Raw genomic sequence first — 17102 nt, forward strand, 5'->3', positions numbered from 1 at the left:
GGAAGGACCCGATCCAGTGGACAACTACACCGTGCGTGAGTCGGTGGAAAGACAGTCTGTGGGGGGATCGGACGACATCAGGGAGGACGTCGAGGCCGTCATCCTCGTCGGCGGCAAGGGAACCCGCCTGCGTCCACTCACCCTGTCGGCGCCCAAACCGATGTTGCCGACGGCCGGACTGCCCTTCCTCACCCACCTGCTGTCCCGCATCCGCGCGGCGGGTATCCGCGACATCGTGCTCAGCACCTCGTTCAAGGCCGAGGTCTTCAGCGAGTACTACGGCGACGGTTCGAAACTGGGACTGCGCATGCGCTATGTCACCGAGGACGAGCCGCTGGGCACCGGCGGCGGCATCCGCAACGTCCTCGACGAACTGACCGCCAGCACGATCGTGGTGTTCAACGGCGACGTCCTGGGCGGCACCGACGTCGGCGACGTCATCGACAGTCACCGCGCTGCCGATGCCGACGTCACCATCCACCTCGTGCGCGTGAGCGACCCGCGCGCGTTCGGTTGCGTGCCCACCGACGGCGACGGTCGGGTCACCGCGTTCCTGGAGAAGACTCAGGACCCGCCGACCGATCAGATCAATGCCGGCACATACGTTTTCAAGCGCGAGGTCATCGAGTCCATTCCGTCCGGGCTGCCGGTGTCGGTGGAGCGTGAGGTGTTTCCCCGCCTGCTCGCCGAGGGCAGTCATGTCCATGCGCACGTCGACCACGCCTACTGGCGGGACATGGGTACGCCGGAGGACTTCGTCCGCGGCTCGGCCGACCTCGTCCGCGGGATCGCGCCCTCACCGGCTCTGGGGGACCGTCGCGGCGAATCCCTGGTTCACGAGGGTGCGGGCGTGGGCCCGGGTGCCCTCCTGATCGGTGGCACCGTGGTCGGTCGCGGCGCCGAGATCGGGCCGCGGGCCCGCCTCGACGGTGCGGTCGTCTTCGACGGCGCCGTGATCGAGGCCGGCGCGGTCGTGGAACGGTCGATCATCGGCTTCGGGGCCCGTATCGGCCCGCGAGCCCTGATCCGGGACACGGTCATCGGCGACGGCGCCGACATCGGCGCGCGCTGTGAGCTGCTGCGCGGGGCGCGGGTGTGGCCGGGCATCGAGATCCCCGACAACGGGGTCCGGTTCTCCACGGACGTCTAGTCCGGCCGGCGGATCCGCCTAGCGGATCTTCGCCGCGGCGAGCACACCGGGACCCAACGGGATGACCACCGGCAGCAGCTGCTCGTCGTCGGCGATCAGCAGTGCCGCCTCGCGAGCGGCCGCGGTGGGAGGTTCGGTGCGGGCCGGATCGCCGACCGTCCCGTCCGCGGTCGCGTTGTGCACGACCACTACCCCTCCCGGCCGCAGCATCCGGACCGCCTCGCCGACGAATCGGGGCAGGTCGAGCAGTGGTCCGTCGACGAAGACGAGATCGTAGGACGCATCGGACAACCGCGGCAGGACCTCGATGGGGGTGCCGTTGATGAGGCGGGTGCGGCCGGGGGCGATGTCGGCGCCGGCGAACGACGCCCGCGCGGCCCGGTGGTGTTCGGGTTCGGGATCGATGGTGGTCAGCACGCCGTCGGGCGACATGCCGTTGAGCAACCACAGGCCGCTCACCCCGGTGCCGGTGCCGATCTCGACGACGGCGTGCGCGTCGGCCACGCGGGCCAGCAGCGCCAGCAACGCCCCGACTGCCGGGGAGACCGGCGTCGCGCCCAGTTCCTCGGCGCGGGCGCGGGCGGCGATGACGGCGTCGTCCTCGACGATGGCCGACTCGGCGTAGGCGATCAGGTCGGGGCGCGCGGACGGCGTTGACTCGGTCACGCGTCGAGGTTAGTCCGAGCCCGCGGCGGAATCGGACGCGGCACGCCAGACCTGCACGAATCCGCTCGCGGCGAGAGGGGCGACGCATCCTCAGGCAACACTCAGGCGCCTCATACGGCGGCCACACTCGGATAGGAGAGGGTGAGAGCTGTTCCGGTTGGGACAGTTCCCGGGAGGTCGGTGTGAACCCCCGGCAGTTCGGGAATACCCAACCGGAGTCATCTGTTCGATTCGGTGAGTACTTGGGTCACCGGGTGCGTGTTCACGAGAGAGGAACCGACCACCGACCATGATCGATCCCCGCGATCCCGCCGACGCCGTGCCCGCGGGCACCGCAGGTTTCGACGCCACCGGCGACGAACTGCTCATGCCGTCCTGGGACGACCTGGTACGCGAACACGCCGACCGCGTCTACCGCCTGGCCTACCGCCTGTCGGGGAATCAGCACGACGCCGAGGACCTGACGCAGGAGACGTTCATCCGGGTCTTCCGTTCCCTGTCGAACTATCGTCCCGGCACCTTCGAGGGCTGGCTGCACCGCATCACCACCAACCTGTTCCTCGACATGGTCCGACGCCGCAGCAAGATCCGGATGGAAGCGCTGCCCGAGGAGTACGACCGCGTGCCGGCCGACACCCCGGATCCGCAGCAGATCTTCGACGCGACGAATCTCGACCCCGACCTTCAGCGGGCCCTGGACTCACTGGCGCCCGACTTCCGCGCGGCGGTGGTGCTGTGTGACATCGAAGGGCTGTCCTACGAGGAGATCTCGGCGACGCTCGGCGTCAAGCTGGGCACCGTTCGCAGCCGCATCCACCGCGGCCGACAGAGCATCCGCGACGCCCTCGCGGCGCAGGGCCACACCAGCAGCCGTTCGGTCGCGATCGGCTCGCGTCCCTGAACCCGGCCGCCGCCTGGGCCGGTGCCGCCCGTCCCGGGAACCCTTCTCGGCCGAGCTTCGTTGTCGGTCTCGGATAAGCTGAGACGTTGCACGTGCCGCGGCGCACGATGCCGACGGTCTGCGTGATCCGCCGACGACCGCCCGTTCGGCGGACGCATCGATTGCCGCCGGTCGGTACCGTGGCAGTGGAGCAGTAGGCCCACCAACAAGGATTCATCGTGCGGCGGTTTCGTCGTGGAGAGGGGTGAACGACGATGATGGACGGCGATCGCGGGCGTCCGACCGGGAGTGGCGGTGTCGAGCCACCAACGCCGAACCTCCGTCGCCGACGGTCTTCCTGGACCCCCGCCAGGTGGAACCCCAACACCTGGAGTCCGGCTCCCTCGTCGTTCCTGCCCAACCGTGGCTACCGTGCGCCGGGAACGGCCGGTGGACGCGGTTTCGCACCCACCGAGCACCTCGCCCCCGAGGCGGTCGCCGCGTTCGTCGACGGTGAGCTCGGCATGTCCGCGCATGCGCGGGCGACTCATCACCTCGCGCTGTGCCCCGAATGCGTGGCGGCCGTGGACGCGCAGTCCCTCGCCCGCACCCGACTCCGCGAGTCCGGCCGGGTGTCGATACCGGACTCCCTCCTCGGTCAGCTCTCACAGATCCCGACGCGGGAGATCGACATGTCCTCCGATGGTCCCCGGTCGCGCGACCTCGGGCCCGGCGCCGCGTCGCCCGATGCGCCGACCGACGGAATCCCCGCCGTCCGCGACGCAATGCGCCCCTCCGCAGGCCCGCTCGACCGGAATTCCGGTCGGGGTCGCGCCTTCCGCCGCCGGGGCCGGTGAACGTGGCCCACGATCCCGATTCTCCTGATGCCGGTTCTCCCGGCGCCGATTCCCCCGATACGGGTGATGCACAGTTCGCGCGTCGTGCCGAACCACCCGAGTCGCAACGTCTGACCCCGTCGAGATCCCGACACTCACCTGTGTCGCCGTCGACCGCGCAGGTGTTCGGCCGTCCGTCGGGGGTGCGCGGATCGTTCGCCACCTCGGCCGGTGCCCGCCCGCCCGAGCCACAGATCGCGGCCCCGGACCCGGTACTCGCCGAGGCATTCGGCCGGCCGGCCGGATCCACCGACACCCTGCAGCGGGACCCGCTCGCGACCTACGGGCAGACCGAACAGCCGCCGACGCCGGACGATCCGTGGCGCGACCCCGAGAGTCCGGCCCGGCTGGACGCGCCCGCGCTGGCGACCGCGGCTTCGGAGACGCCGACCGAACCAGGCCCCAAGCTCGGCGTCCGGGACATCCTGCTCGGCAAGCGCCTCAGTTGGGTCGCCCTCGCGACGCTCGCGATGATCGCGTTGCTCATCGGACTCGTCGGCGGTCTCATGGGGCGATACACCGCCGAGGTGGCCGCTCCGCTCACCAGCGACACCGTCGAACTGTCCACCGAGGACACCGACGGCGACACCGGACCCCGGTCCTCGGTGGCCGAGGTGGCACGCGCCGTCGAGAAGTCGGTGGTCGCCATCGACGTCCGCGCCGCGGGTGCCTACGCCACCGGGTCGGGATTCGTCATCGACAAAGAGGGTTACATCCTCACCAACAATCACGTGATCTCGATGGCCGCGAACGACAAGAGCGCCAAACTCGAGGTCGTGTTCTTCGACCGCCAGCGGGTCCCGGCGCGCATCGTCGGCCGCGACCCCAAGACCGATCTCGCGGTGCTGAAGGTCGACAACGTCGAGAACCCGACGGTGTCGGTGCTCGGCAGCTCGGGCGACCTCCAGATCGGTGAGGAGGTCGTCGCCTTCGGATCTCCACTCGGACTCAACCGGACCGTGACCAGCGGCATCGTCAGTGCGACCGATCGTGCCGTGGCGCTGACGCCCGACGCGGAGTCCGACACCGACGCGGTGATCGACGCCATCCAGACCGATGCCGCGATCAACCCGGGCAACTCCGGCGGACCACTGGTCAACGCCGAGGCCCAGGTGGTCGGGATCAACACCGCCGGGCGCCTGGGCGCAGGCGGCGGCAACATCGGACTCGGTTTCGCGATCCCGATCGACGAGGCAAAGCCCATCGCCGAGGCGCTGATCCGCGACGGCCGGGTCAATCACCCGCAGATCGGGGTCAATGCGAGCTCGGTCCGCAATGAGCGGGTCCTCGGTGCGCAGGTCCGCAACGTCGTGGCGGGTAGCCCCGCCGAACGCGCGGGAGTCCGGGAGAACGACGTGATCACGTCCTTCAACAACCGGCCGATCGAGAGCGCCGACGAGTTGAACGTCGCGATCCGGACCGCGAACATCGGCGAGTCGGTCCCGTTCCAGTACTGGCGTGCCGGTCGGACGTTCAGCGGTACCATCACTCCGGCGAGCGACTAGAAAATCACCGGCACGGGTCAGGACGAGGTACATGTTCAGCAGCATCGGATGGGGCGAGATCGCGATCCTGGTGGTCGCGGCACTCGTCATCCTCGGACCCGAACGCCTGCCCGGCGCCGTCTCCTGGACGATGCAGTCGGTCAAGAAGGTGCGCGATTACGCGACCGGGGCGAGCAACCAGCTGAAGGACGAGCTCGGTCCGGAATTCGACGATCTGCGCAAACCGCTCGCCGACCTGAACGAGCTCCGGGGTATGACGCCGCGGTCCATCGTCACGAAACACCTTCTGGACGGCGATGATTCGCTCTTCCGCCTGAACGAGAGCGCCACCACGATCGACCGGAACACCACCCCGGCGGCGCCGGAGATCAAGCCGGTCTCGGCACCGCTGTCGTTCGACAAACCGGAATCGTCGGCGACGAGCGCCGCGGGGTCGGAACGTACTCCCCGTCCCGGGTCACGTCCCGCCGCTGCCGACTGGGACGCGACCTGACCGGTCAGGAATTACGGATGGTGTCGAGCCCCAGACTCATCCCGGCCAGACCGCGCTTGCGCGAGGCGAGTTTGCCGGCGATCGCGCGCAGCGCTGACCCCGAGGCCGATTCCGGCGCCGACAGCACAACCGGGACACCGGCGTCGCCACCCTCGCGCAGGGCGGTCTCCAGCGGCACCTGACCGAGTAGGTCGACCTGAGCGCCGACGGCACGCGTGAGGCGTTGCGCAACCTGCTCGCCGCCGCCGGAGCCGAACGGTTCCATGCGGCTGCCGTCGGGCAGTTCCAGCCACGACATGTTCTCGACGACACCGAGGATCTTCTGCCGCGTCTGCAGGGCGATGGCGCCCGCGCGTTCGGCGACCTCGGCGGCGGCCTGCTGAGGTGTCGTCACGACCAGGATCTCCGCGCCCGGGATCAGCTGCGCGATGGAGATCGCGACGTCGCCGGTGCCCGGCGGCAGGTCGAGGAGCAACACGTCGAGATCGCCCCAGTACACGTCCGCGAGGAACTGCTGGAGAGCGCGGTGCAGCATCGGACCGCGCCACGTCACCGGGGTGTTGCCGTCGGTGAACTGTCCGATCGAGATGAAGCGGACCCCGTGGTTGATCGGCGGCATGATCATGCGCTCGACCTGGGTGGGCTTGGCGTCGCTGCCGAGCATGCGGGGAACCGAATGGCCGTAGATGTCGGCGTCGAGCACACCCACGCTGAGCCCGCGTTCGGCGAGCGCGGTGGCCAGGTTGACGGTCACGCTCGACTTGCCGACGCCGCCCTTGCCCGATGCGACCGCGTACACGCGGGTCAGTGATCCGGGCTGGGCGAACGGGATGACCGGTTCGGCCTTGTCCCCGCGCAGCTTCTTGCGGAGCTCGGTGCGCTGCTCGTCGTCCATCACGTCGAGTTCGACGCGGATCGCGCCGACCCCCGGGACGTCGGACACGGCCGTCTCCACGCGCTGCGCGATCTCGGTGCGCATCGGACAGCCCGACGTCGTGAGGTACACGCCGACGTCGACACTCGCGTCGCCGTTTATCGTCACCGACTTGACCATCCCGATGTCGGTGATCGGCTTGCCGATCTCGGGATCCTTGACCTTGCCCAGAGCGGCGCGAACTGCCGATTCCGTGGGCACGACTCCTGTTGTCATCTGGTCCAGACTACCGGCGGCGCCGATGACTCCCGGCGGAGGCCCGGGTCACGGTGTCAGCGAACCGGTACGGGAGTGCTCGCCGCGCCGGGCCGGTTCGGCCCGGCGTTGCCCGCCGGTGCCTGCTTGATCGCCGGCGCGTCCTTCTTGGGCGGTGGGGGCGCGGGCTGGCCCGGGAACAACGGTGGGATCGACGGCAGGCAGACGATGATGCACGGCTGCGGCGGCGGACTCGGCCGGCGCGAGGTGGAGGACGACGACGAGGACGAGGACGACCCGGACTCCGGTGCGCGCGGCTTGCTGGACTTGCTCGAACTGCTCGACGGCTTGCGCTTCATCTCCGGGATGGGGTTCGTCGGCATCACGCCCGTCGCGTAGGCCCCGGCCCAGCCGAGCACGTTCGCGACGTACTCCATCGAACGGTTGTAGCGCAGCACCGCCGACACCCGGGTGCGCTCGTTCATGATGTCGGTGACCCCGGCGCACAGGTACCGGCCCGCCGAGTAGGTGGCGTCGAAGATGTTGTTCGGGTCGGGTTTCGCGTCGCCGTTGGCGTCGGAGCCCCACGCGGCCCAGGTGCTGGGGATGAACTGCATCGGGCCCATCGCGCGGTCGTGCCCGGCGTCGCCGTCGATGCGTCCGCCGTCGGTGTCCTTGATGACCGCGTTGCCGGCCAGGGAACCGTCGAGGACCGGACCGGCGATCGGGTTGATGGTCGTGCCGTACTGATCGACCGAGCCGTTGCTCGCGTGATTGGACTCGATCCGTCCGATTCCGGCCAGCAGGAACCAGGGGAGCTTGCACTGGGGGCTCTCGGCCGCGACGCGGTTGGCGGCCAGCTTGTAGGCCTGTAGTACGACGCCGGGAATCCCCAGCGGACCGGAGGGGAGATCGTTCGCGAGTCGGAACTGCGGCGCCGGGAGCGCCGTCGCGGGCTTCTCCGGCGGCGGGGCGAAGCCGAGGAGCGCCACCGGCGAACCGGACACGACCTCGGCGACCACGACGGGGGCGACCGTCTCGGCCACCGGCGCGGCGACAGAGCCGCCCGAGGCGCTCGAACGTCGCGGTGCCCAGGACCAGGGCGCCGACCAGACCGCCACCCACCGCCAGCGTGGCGGCGCGTCGCGGGAAGGAGGACGGGCGGCGCGGCCCGCGGCGACGGCGGACGAGGTCGAGGGGCCTCATCGACGGCTCCGATCGCAGAGCATGGCCCCACGGCGCTGCCCGATCATGTCCACTCCGTTGTCACACACATCTGCCCCCGAGAACGCGGCCATCACCACCTGCGGCCCAGGTCGAGAGCCGCTCGCATGGATGCACCGGACCGATTCGTCATGTCGTGGTCGACACCGGAATCCGATCCTGACTGTGACCCACCATACATATGGGTCTGACGTCCCAGACACGAACTCCGCTATTGGCGTCAGTGATCGAATCGCTCCGGCGCGGGCCAGGGTTACGCCGGGACCGCCGGGTTCGGGTGCTCAGCGGGTGTGGTCGCGCGAACCCTGGCGGGCAGACGGCTCGTCACCGGCGGGGGCACCCAGCCGTTCGGTGAGCTCGTCCAGCAGGTCGTCGAGTTCCTTGCGCAGGTAGTCGCGCGTGACGGTGTCGCCGACCGCGAGGCGGACGGCGGCGAGCTCGCGGGCGAGGAACTCGGTGTCGGCCTTCGTCTGGGCGGACCGCAGCCGGTCCTCTTCCAGTGAGACCCGGTCGCGGTTCTCCTGCCGGTTCTGGGCCAGCAGGATCAGCGGGGCCGCGTAAGCCGCCTGGGTGGAGAACGCGAGGTTCAGCAGGATGAACGGATAGGGGTCCCACTGGATGGACACCGCGATCAGGTTCAGCGCGATCCACACGATCACGATGACCGTCTGGATCGCCAGGTAGCGTCCGGTGCCCAGGAATCGCGCGATGCGTTCGCTGTACATCCCGACGACGTCGGAGTCGAGGTTGAACGAGATCGTGCGACGAGTGCTGGGGGTGTCGAGTTTGCGTCCGGGCTCGCTCATCGGATCCGCACCTGCGCGCGGCTTCCCGGCGGGGGTCCCTGGCCGGCGGGGTCGACGACGTCCTCGGGCTCGGTCTCACGCCAGTCGCGCGGCAGGATCTCGTCGAGGAGGTCGTCGACGCTCACCGCGCCGAGGAGATGGCCGGACTCGTCCACGACGGGTCCACAGACCAGGTTGTAGGTCGCGAAATATCTCGTCATCGTCTCCAGGGAATCCTCGGGGTGGAGTTGGGCGAGGTCGGTGTCCAGGATTCCGCCGACGAGATGCGCAGGCGGTTCCCGCAGCAGCGCCTGCAGGTGCACGCACCCGAGATACTTCCCGGTCGGCGTCGCGGTGGGTGGGCGGACGACGAACACGATGCTGGCCGCGGCGGGCGTCAGGTCGGGATTGCGGACCCGGGCCAGGGCTTCGGCGATGGTGGTCGACGGCGTGACCACGATGGGCTCGGAGGTCATCACACCGCCCGCGGTGTCGGGGGAGTGCAGCAGCAGTCGCCGAACGGGTTCGGACTCCTCGGGGTCCATCTCCTTCAGGAACGCCTCGGCCTCGGTGTCGGGCAACTCGCCGAGGAGGTCGGCGGCGTCGTCGGGATCCATCGCCTCGAGGATGTCGACGGCGCGGTCGCGTCCGAGCGCGGCGAGGACCTCCTTCTGGTCGTCGGGCGGCAGCTCCTGCAGCACGTCGGCGAGCCGTTCGTCGTCGAGGGCCGTGGCGATCTCGTCGCGCCGTTTCGCCGGCAGTTCCCGCAGCGCGTTGGCCACGTCGGCCGCGCGCATGCCCTCGAACTGCAGGAGCGCCTGGGCGACTCCCTGGCCCGGGAGGTTCAGCGCGCTCTGGGTGATGCCCTGCACGCTGGACCACTCCACGACCTGGGTCTCGTGGCGCCTCCGCAGGCCTCGCCGGCCCGCACGGATCGCGACGCGGGACACGACCCAGTCGCGCGTCCGGGTGCGTTCGATGCCGAGGTCGATCACCGTCACGTCGGCGTCGGCGAGTTCGGGGAGGTCGGGATCGACGACCCGGACGTGCGTGTCGAGGACCTGCCCGATGGCGAGTGCCTCGCCGGGCCGCAGGTGGAGCCGGCGGAGGCTGACGGTGCCGGTGTTGAGGGCGACGGCCTGCGGCTCGATCGCGGTCACCCGCAGCATGGGCACGAAAATCCTACGCCGAGTAGTCAATTCGACCGCCAGACCCAGAACGCGCGGCTGCTGTCCGGACATCCGGATCGAGATCACCACGTCGCGGACGCGTCCGATGGATTCGCCGTCGGGACCAAGGACGGCCAACCCGACTAATCTGGCCACGAACACCTTGCTCACCGACGACATGGGAGTAAGGGTAGTGCCATCGGTGCACGGCAGGCCGACGGCAGACATGAACAGCACCGGCGGACGTGCAGTCTCACGACGAGTCTCACTGTCGAGTCCTACGAGGGAAGGCTCCGATATGACCAATCCGATGCGCCCGAGCCGCGAGACGCCGGGCTTGCCCACCCCGCCCAAGGGCTGGCCGATCGGTTCCTACGGAACCTACGCCGAGGCCCAGCGAGCGGTGGACTACCTGTCCGACGAGAACTTCACCGTGCAGGACGTCACCATCGTGGGCGTCGACCTCATGCAGGTCGAGAGGGTCATCGGCCGGCTGACATGGGGCAAGGTGATCGGCGGCGGGCTGGTGTCGGGTGCCTGGCTCGGCTTCTTCTTCGGGTGTCTGGTGGCGCTGGTGTTCACCGGTTCGCCGATCGCGCCGATCCTCGTGGGCATCGTCGGCGGCATGGTCTTCGGTGTGATCTCCGCGACCATTCCGTACGCGGCGACGCGCGGCCAGCGGGATTTCGCCTCGACGATGCAATTGGTCGCCGGCCGCTATGACGTGCTGTGCGACCCGAAAAGCGCAGAGAGGGCGCGCGACATGCTCACCCGTCTGACCTTCTGAGCGCGCGTCCCGCGCTCGGACACGGTGGGATCACAATCGCTCGTGGAGTGGCACGCCCATGCCGAATGTGTTGCATGTCACGAATCCTCACGTATAGCGTTGCTCTTCGGACGCTCACGGCCGAGCACCTGGTGCCGCGCCGCGTACGACATCGAGGAGGCTGCGTGCGGAGCAGGGTCAGGACTGACGGATCTACCAGACGCGTGAGACGGAAGGTCCTCGCCGCGGCGGTGGCAGCGGCGGCCATGCTGCCCGTGCTGTCCGCGTGTGGCTCGGGATATGAAGCGGGCGTACTCAATTTCTATCCGCCGGCCGACGGCGCGGACACCCTCGCCGAGATCGGTGACAAGTGCTCGGCCGACTCCGGCGGGGCGTACAAGGTCGTGACCACACCGCTGCCCAAGGGTGCCGACGATCAGCGTCTCCAGCTCGCACGGCGCCTGGCGGGCAACGACAGCGGTCTGGACCTGATGGGCATGGACGTCGTGTGGACCGCCGAATTCGCCGACGCGGGCTGGATGGTGCCGGTGCCCGACGACATGGCCGCGGAGGTCTCGGCGCGCACGCTGGGCGGCCCGCTCGACACGGCGGTGTGGAAGACCGACGACGACGAGCGTGAACGCCTCTACGCCATCCCGTTCTCCACGAACACCCAATTGCTCTGGTACCGACCGGATGTCCTCGCCGAAGACGTCGACCGCCGGCGCCCGGCGTCGACGTGGAACGGCATGCTCGAGGACGCGCTCGTCAGCGGACGCAACGGCGGTCCGACCTACATCATGGTGCAGGGCAGGCAATACGAGGGCCTGATGGTGTGGTTCAACTCGGTGCTCGCCAGCGCAGGCGGCCAGATCGTCGACCCGGACGATCCCGACAAGGTCACCCTGAACGACACACCCGAACACCGCGCCGCCACGGTGCGCGCCCTGGAAACCCTCAAGCGCGTGGCGACCGCACCGGGGGCCGACCCGTCGCTGACCAACTCCGACGAGGGGGCTGCCCGACTCGGCATGGAGAGCGGAGAGGCTCTGTACCAGGTCAACTGGCCCTTCGTCTTCGCCGGCATGCGCGAGAACGCCGTGGCCGGGAGCGTCGCCTTCCTCGACCTGACCCAGTACGCGAACCTCTACGCCGACACCGCGAACCCGCCGACCCCGGCCCAGGTGGTCCCGCTCAACCGCGAGATGCGGCGGGTCTTCGACTTCGCGCCCTACCCCGGGTTCGAGGGACTCCCGACGAAGACGACCGTGGGCGGCATCAACATCGCGGTCGCGAGCACCTCGCAGCAGCAGGACCTCGCGTACCAGGCCGCCGAGTGCATCACCAGTGAGGCGTCGCAGAAGGCGTTCTCCTTCAGTGCCGGACCACCGCCGGTCATCGAATCCATCTACGACGACGCCGATTTCCGGCTCGCCTACCCGATGGCCGACGAGATCAAGCGGCAGCTCGAACCCGAGCACGCCGCGTTGCGTCCGAAGTCGCCCGACTACCAGGCGATCTCGACGCTGTTGCAGGCCAAGTTGAGCCCGGTCGGCGCGTGGGAGCCGGAGGCCCTGGTCGACGAGCTCGCCGAAGCGGTCCAGAAGGCCATCGACGGGGAAGGGCTGGTCCCGTGAGCGACAACACGACACCCGGGGACGACGAGCGGACCGGCGGCGGCCGGTCGGATGACGACGCACGGTTCCGCGCCGGACGGCATGCCCTGCCGGATGACGCCCCGCCGCAGACCGGCCCGATCCCGATCGTCGGCGACACACCGCCGGTGCAATCGGATCAGGTGTGGACCCCACCACCGGGCGGTCGGCGCGACGCCGGGCCACCGGTGAGCTTCTCGGCAGGTGCGCCTGCTCCGGCCGCCGGTCCCGCTGCTGGTGCTGGCGCCGGTACGACGGCGGTCGCCGAGCGTCCCCGCGCCGATGCTGCGCCGGCCGAACCGCGCAGGCGCAGCGAGGGCAAGGCCGCCGAGCGCCGTCTGGCCTTCTGGCTCGTGGCGCCGGCCGCGCTGATGATGATCCTGGTCACCGGGTACCCGATCGTGTACGCGGTCTGGTTGTCGCTGAACAAGATGAGTCTGTCGGCGCCGGGCGAACGCGAGTTCGTGTGGTTCGCCAACTACGCGACCGTGCTCACCGACAACTACTGGTGGACGGCGTTCGCGGTCACGGTCGGCATCACGGTCGTGTCGGTGATCATCGAACTCGTGCTGGGCATGGCCATCGCGCTCGTGATGCACCGAACGATCTTCGGGCGCGGCACGATTCGTACCGTCGTCCTCATCCCGTACGGCATCGTGACGGTGGCGGCGGCGTTCTCGTGGTACTACGCGTGGACGCCGGGGACCGGTTATCTCGCCAACCTGTTGCCCGACGGCACCGCACCGCTGACCGAGCAGTGGCCCTCATTGGCGATCATCGTCCTCGCCGAGGTCTGGAAGACGACACCGTTCATGGCCCTCCTGCTGTTGGCCGGTCTCGCGCTCGTGCCCGACGACCTGCTCAAGGCGGCCCAGGTGGACGGTGCCGGGGCGTGGACGAGGTTGTGGCGCATCATCCTTCCGCTGATGAAGCCGGCGATCCTGGTCGCGCTGCTGTTCCGCACACTGGACGCATTCCGCGTGTTCGACAACATCTACGTCCTCACCAGCGGGTCCAACAACACGTATTCGGTGTCGATGCTCGGTTACGACAACCTGTTCGGCGCATTCAATCTCGGAGTCGGATCGGCCATCTCGATCCTGATCTTCCTGTGCGTCGCGATCATCGCGTTCGTGTTCATCAAGGGGTTCGGCACCGCCGCACCGGGTTCCGACGACGAGGGGAGGTAAGCCGTTGAATACGAGCGGAAAGTCCAAGGCGTGGTGGTCGATCGCCAACATCCTGGTGATCCTGTACGCACTCATCCCGCTGCTCTGGATCATCAGCCTGTCGTTCAAGCCGGCGAGCAGCGTGACCGACGGCAAGTTCTGGCCGAGTGAGTTCACCCTCGACAACTATCGGAGCATCTTCGAGACGAGTGCCTTCACCTCGGCCCTGATCAACTCGATCGGTATCGGGCTCATCACCACGGTGATCGCGGTCATCCTGGGCACCATGGCCGCGTATGCGGTGGCGCGCCTGGACTTCCCGGGCAAGAAGCTCCTGATCGGAGCCGCGCTGCTGATCGCGATGTTCCCGCAGATCTCCCTCGTCACACCGCTGTTCAACATCGAACGCCGACTCGGGCTGTTCGACACGTGGCCGGGCCTGATCCTGCCGTACATCACCTTCGCGCTGCCGCTGGCGATCTACACCCTCTCCGCGTTCTTCCGCGAGATCCCGTGGGAGCTGGAGAAGGCCGCCAAGATGGACGGCGCCACACCATGGCAGGCGTTCCGCAAGGTCATCGCCCCGCTCGCGGCGCCCGGCGTCGTGACAGCCGCGATCCTGGTGTTCATCTTCGCCTGGAACGACCTCCTGCTGGCCTTGTCGCTGACCTCGACCGAACGCGCGATCACCGCCCCGGTCGCCATCGCGAACTTCACCGGCGCATCGCAATTCGAGGAACCCACCGGGTCGATCTCGGCCGCCGCGGTGATCATCACCATCCCCATCATCATCTTCGTGCTCTTCTTCCAACGTCGAATCGTGGCCGGCCTGACCTCCGGCGCCGTGAAGGGATAACCCATGGCAGACATCGTTCTGGACAACGTCTCCAAGCAGTATCCCGACGGCTCGACCGCCGTACACGGGGTCGACATCGAGATCGCCGACGGCGAGTTCGTGATCCTGGTGGGTCCGTCGGGCTGCGGTAAGTCGACGACGCTCAACATGATCGCCGGGCTCGAGGACATCTCCGGGGGTGAACTGCGGATCGGTGGCGAGCGGGTCAACGAGCGTGCGCCGAAGGACCGCGACATCGCCATGGTGTTCCAGAGCTACGCGCTCTACCCGCACATGTCGGTGCGCGAGAACATCGCCTTCCCACTGACACTCGCGAAGATGTCGAAGGATCAGGTGGCCGCGAAGGTCGACGAGGCCGCGCGCATCCTCGATCTCGGTCAGTACCTCGATCGCAAGCCGGCGAACCTCTCCGGTGGTCAGCGGCAGCGTGTCGCGATGGGACGCGCGATCGTGCGGTCTCCCAAGGCGTTCCTGATGGACGAGCCGCTGTCGAATCTCGACGCGAAGCTGCGTGTGCAGATGCGGACCGAAATCTCGCAGTTGCAGCAGCGACTGGGCACCACGACCGTCTACGTGACCCACGACCAGACCGAGGCGATGACCCTCGGCGATCGCGTGGTGGTCCTGCGCGGTGGCCACGTGCAGCAGATCGGCACACCGCAGGAGCTCTACAACAATCCGACCAACGTGTTCGTGGCGGGCTTCATCGGTTCGCCCGCGATGAACTTCCTGTCCGGGCGCCTGGGCTCCGACGGCATCGAGACCGCGATCGGCACGATCGTTCTCGACGACCACCGTGCGGTGATGTCCCGCGCCGGTGACGTCGGCAGCAGCGGGGACGTGCTGATCGGCATCCGCCCGGAGCATCTCGAGGACGCCTCTCTCGTCGACTCGACGACGCGCGGACAGGGGGCGACGTTCACCGCGAACATCGATGTCCTCGAGTCGATGGGGTCGGACATCTACGCCTACTTCGGTGTCGGGTCGGGCCGGGCGTCGAGCGACGCCCTCGCGGAGCTGTCCGCCGATTCCGGAGCCGATCTCGGCGGCAACCAGCTCATCGCCAGGCTGTCCCCGGACTCGAAGGTGACACGCGGCAGTTCGGCCGAACTGTTCTACGACGCCTCGAAGATCGCGGTGTTCGATCAGAGCTCGGGGGCGTCCCTGCGGGTTCGCTGAGCGCTGTCCTCCCGGCGACGGGTCATCGTTTACGTCGCCGGGAGTGGTCGAGGAGTTCGTCGAAGACGTGCTCGTCCCAGATGTGCCTGCGCACGAGGCGATAGCGTTCGCAGGCGACCCACATGTACAGCTCGGCGTCGCTTTCGAGGTCGGGACGGATGCCCGCGCGCCGGGCCATCCGCACGACCGGCAGGAACTCCTCACCGAACCAGCGCCGGGCGGTCTCGGTGCGGTTGAGGAACTCGCCGATCTCCTGACTCAGACGGAATCCCCAGGCTTCGACGTTCTCGGCGAGTTCGGCGTAGTCGAACGGGAAACTGAGCCGGATGGCGTCGGCCTGGGAACCCTCGAGCGGCACGCGGGACAGGAAGATCCGACGGTGGTCCTTGAGGACCAGGTCGGAGGTCGCGGTGATGCCCTCTGGGGAGATGCGCGTGTGGATGAGGGTGACGTAGGCGTCGATCGTGGCCCAGTTCCGCGCGATCGCGATGGACACGCGGTGGTGACCGTCGATGACGAAGTGCATCGACCCGATCCGATAGAGCTGGACCGGTGGCACCGACTCGCCCCGTCGTTGCGCGGCCGCCAGCCGCTGCCAGCGCTCACGGCCGCGGGACGACGTGGGCCGGAAGTAGCGGTCGAAGTCCTTCGTGCGGTCGACACTGCCGACGATCGAGGACACCTCGACCACCTGCAGCCCGAGCGCGGTCTCCCCGGTCCGGCCGAGCGCGGCGACGACCTCGTCGAACGGGAGGATGGTGTTGACGTCGGCCGGTTGACGCATGAACCACTGCGCGAGCCGGGCCCGTTCGGCCTGCCGTCGCAGTCGGGCGAAGTCGTTCTCGGCGTCGGCATCGGGAAAACCGGTGTCACGCACCATATCTGCGCCTCACGATCTCGACCTCCCGCGTCACGGGATCGATGTCGAACTGACAGAAGCCGACGACGTTCATCGACGTCGTCGACGACCCGATGGGCAGATCCGACGGCCGTTCGCCATACGGATGCACATGCCCGTGGACCAGCAGTGCGGGCTGCAGCGACCGCACCAGTGGATGGAAACAGTCGAAACCCCGGTGGGGGAGATCGTCGCGGTCGCCGACGCCGCGTGCGGGGCTGTGGGTGAGGAGGATGTCGGCGCCACGCGGCGGGGACAGGGCGGCCGTGCACCGCAGACGGAGGGAGCGCAGCCGCTGCTGGGTGTCGGTGTACTGGTTGGTGCCGCCGTTGTAGCGACGGCTGCCGCCGAGTCCGCTGATGCGGAGTCCGGCGACCGTGACGGTACGCCCGTCGGCGTTGACGGCACCGCAGGGTCCGGGGTCCTCGGCGGGGAGCCCCGCCCGCGTCCAGCCGGTCCGGCCGCGCCGGTAGCCGCGCAGGTCCCGGTCGTGATTGCCGGGTACGAAGACGCACGGCGCGTCGCACAGCGACGACAGGATCTCCAGGTACTCGAACGGGAGATCGCCCGCCCCGAGGATGAGGTCGGGGCGGGATTCGATCCCCACGCCGAAGGTGAGGGAATCCACCACCTCGTCGGCGACAGCCAGAACCCGGACCATGGCTCCAGGCTAGAGGAGCGC

Annotated in this window: 16 protein-coding genes and 1 pseudogene; 10 read left to right on the forward strand and 7 right to left on the reverse strand. The window is 68.7% G+C overall.

Translation table 11 applies throughout. From position 1 onward, the window contains the following. Positions 1-16: 16 nt before the first annotated feature. The gene (gene manB, locus AC3B6C_RS16540; RefSeq protein WP_010842912.1) at positions 17-1150 is read left to right on the forward strand and encodes a mannose-1-phosphate guanylyltransferase; all 1134 of its coding nucleotides are present in this window, start codon (positions 17-19) and stop codon (positions 1148-1150) included. 18 nt (positions 1151-1168) lie between these two features. On the opposite strand, the gene AC3B6C_RS16545 is transcribed toward manB, so the two are convergent. Further along, positions 1169-1816 carry an O-methyltransferase gene (locus tag AC3B6C_RS16545; protein WP_488373499.1) on the reverse strand — a complete coding sequence of 216 codons (648 nt, stop codon included), beginning with the start codon at positions 1814-1816 and terminating at the stop codon, positions 1169-1171. Between the two features lie 289 nt (positions 1817-2105). On the opposite strand from AC3B6C_RS16545, the gene sigE reads away from it, so the two are divergent. The 4 genes from sigE (at position 2106) to tatB (ending at position 5590) form a co-directional block, all read left to right on the forward strand. Then, positions 2106-2717 (forward strand): RNA polymerase sigma factor SigE, encoded by a 612-nt coding sequence (gene sigE / locus AC3B6C_RS16550; protein ID WP_010842914.1) that lies wholly within the window; start codon positions 2106-2108, stop codon positions 2715-2717. 254 nt (positions 2718-2971) lie between these two features. Beyond that, the gene (locus AC3B6C_RS16555; RefSeq protein WP_014926292.1) at positions 2972-3553 is read left to right on the forward strand and encodes a hypothetical protein; all 582 of its coding nucleotides are present in this window, start codon (positions 2972-2974) and stop codon (positions 3551-3553) included. A gap of 2 nt (positions 3554-3555) precedes the next feature. Beyond that, positions 3556-5097, forward strand: a complete 1542-nt coding sequence (locus AC3B6C_RS16560) for a S1C family serine protease (protein WP_488373500.1) — start codon at positions 3556-3558, stop codon at positions 5095-5097. 31 nt (positions 5098-5128) lie between these two features. Beyond that, the gene (tatB, locus tag AC3B6C_RS16565; protein ID WP_010842917.1) at positions 5129-5590 is read left to right on the forward strand and encodes a Sec-independent protein translocase protein TatB; all 462 of its coding nucleotides are present in this window, start codon (positions 5129-5131) and stop codon (positions 5588-5590) included. A gap of 4 nt (positions 5591-5594) precedes the next feature. Here tatB and AC3B6C_RS16570 read toward each other — a convergent pair whose 3' ends face one another. From AC3B6C_RS16570 to AC3B6C_RS16585, 4 genes and pseudogenes are all read right to left on the reverse strand, one after another. Beyond that, complete coding sequence (locus AC3B6C_RS16570; protein WP_035717460.1) at positions 5595-6740, reverse strand: Mrp/NBP35 family ATP-binding protein; 1146 nt, start codon at positions 6738-6740, stop codon at positions 5595-5597. A gap of 56 nt (positions 6741-6796) precedes the next feature. Continuing rightward, positions 6797-7925 (reverse strand): annotated as a pseudogene (locus tag AC3B6C_RS16575) (lytic transglycosylase domain-containing protein). 299 nt (positions 7926-8224) lie between these two features. Continuing rightward, the gene (locus AC3B6C_RS16580) at positions 8225-8749 is read right to left on the reverse strand and encodes a DUF1003 domain-containing protein (protein ID WP_488373503.1); all 525 of its coding nucleotides are present in this window, start codon (positions 8747-8749) and stop codon (positions 8225-8227) included. Beyond that, positions 8746-10077 carry a magnesium transporter MgtE N-terminal domain-containing protein gene (locus AC3B6C_RS16585; protein ID WP_010842921.1) on the reverse strand — a complete coding sequence of 444 codons (1332 nt, stop codon included), beginning with the start codon at positions 10075-10077 and terminating at the stop codon, positions 8746-8748. Before AC3B6C_RS16585 ends, AC3B6C_RS16580 begins: the two co-directional genes overlap by 4 nt. 118 nt (positions 10078-10195) lie before the next feature. Here AC3B6C_RS16585 and AC3B6C_RS16590 point away from each other — a divergent pair, with 118 nt between their 5' ends. From AC3B6C_RS16590 to AC3B6C_RS16610, 5 genes are all read left to right on the forward strand, one after another. Then, positions 10196-10684, forward strand: coding sequence for a YflT domain-containing protein (locus AC3B6C_RS16590; protein WP_014926297.1), 489 nt, complete (start codon positions 10196-10198; stop codon positions 10682-10684). Between the two features lie 203 nt (positions 10685-10887). Continuing rightward, on the forward strand, positions 10888-12300 hold the full coding sequence (locus AC3B6C_RS16595; protein WP_488373505.1) for an extracellular solute-binding protein: 1413 nt from the start codon (positions 10888-10890) through the stop codon (positions 12298-12300). Next, positions 12297-13508 (forward strand): ABC transporter permease subunit, encoded by a 1212-nt coding sequence (locus AC3B6C_RS16600; protein ID WP_488373506.1) that lies wholly within the window; start codon positions 12297-12299, stop codon positions 13506-13508. Before AC3B6C_RS16595 ends, AC3B6C_RS16600 begins: the two co-directional genes overlap by 4 nt. Before the next feature lie 4 nt (positions 13509-13512). After that, the gene (locus AC3B6C_RS16605; protein WP_035717462.1) at positions 13513-14343 is read left to right on the forward strand and encodes a carbohydrate ABC transporter permease; all 831 of its coding nucleotides are present in this window, start codon (positions 13513-13515) and stop codon (positions 14341-14343) included. A gap of 3 nt (positions 14344-14346) precedes the next feature. Continuing rightward, positions 14347-15522: an ABC transporter ATP-binding protein gene (locus AC3B6C_RS16610; RefSeq protein ID WP_035717464.1), complete on the forward strand. Its 1176-nt coding sequence runs from the start codon at positions 14347-14349 to the stop codon at positions 15520-15522. Between the two features lie 22 nt (positions 15523-15544). On the opposite strand, the gene AC3B6C_RS16615 is transcribed toward AC3B6C_RS16610, so the two are convergent. Together AC3B6C_RS16615 and AC3B6C_RS16620 are read right to left on the reverse strand one after the other, a co-directional pair. Continuing rightward, a complete protein-coding gene (locus tag AC3B6C_RS16615; protein ID WP_010842926.1) occupies positions 15545-16402 on the reverse strand; it encodes a hypothetical protein in 858 nt (285 codons plus the stop codon). After that, positions 16392-17081, reverse strand: a complete 690-nt coding sequence (locus AC3B6C_RS16620; protein WP_488373507.1) for a metallophosphoesterase family protein — start codon at positions 17079-17081, stop codon at positions 16392-16394. Before AC3B6C_RS16620 ends, AC3B6C_RS16615 begins: the two co-directional genes overlap by 11 nt. Between the last annotated feature and the right edge of the window lie 21 nt (positions 17082-17102).

The organism is Gordonia sp. 11cp (genome assembly GCF_057767225.1).

Coding starts and splice junctions, on each gene's coding strand:
- AC3B6C_RS16615 (WP_010842926.1), bottom strand. CDS start 16,402: ATGGTGCGTGACACCGGTTTTCCCGATGCCGACGCCGAGAACGACTTC.
- AC3B6C_RS16610 (WP_035717464.1), top strand. CDS start 14,347: ATGGCAGACATCGTTCTGGACAACGTCTCCAAGCAGTATCCCGACGGC.
- AC3B6C_RS16555 (WP_014926292.1), top strand. CDS start 2,972: ATGATGGACGGCGATCGCGGGCGTCCGACCGGGAGTGGCGGTGTCGAG.
- AC3B6C_RS16570 (WP_035717460.1), bottom strand. CDS start 6,740: ATGACAACAGGAGTCGTGCCCACGGAATCGGCAGTTCGCGCCGCTCTG.
- AC3B6C_RS16590 (WP_014926297.1), top strand. CDS start 10,196: ATGACCAATCCGATGCGCCCGAGCCGCGAGACGCCGGGCTTGCCCACC.
- AC3B6C_RS16620 (WP_488373507.1), bottom strand. CDS start 17,081: ATGGTCCGGGTTCTGGCTGTCGCCGACGAGGTGGTGGATTCCCTCACC.
- AC3B6C_RS16585 (WP_010842921.1), bottom strand. CDS start 10,077: ATGTCGTCGGTGAGCAAGGTGTTCGTGGCCAGATTAGTCGGGTTGGCC.
- AC3B6C_RS16580 (WP_488373503.1), bottom strand. CDS start 8,749: ATGAGCGAGCCCGGACGCAAACTCGACACCCCCAGCACTCGTCGCACG.
- tatB (WP_010842917.1), top strand. CDS start 5,129: ATGTTCAGCAGCATCGGATGGGGCGAGATCGCGATCCTGGTGGTCGCG.
- sigE (WP_010842914.1), top strand. CDS start 2,106: ATGATCGATCCCCGCGATCCCGCCGACGCCGTGCCCGCGGGCACCGCA.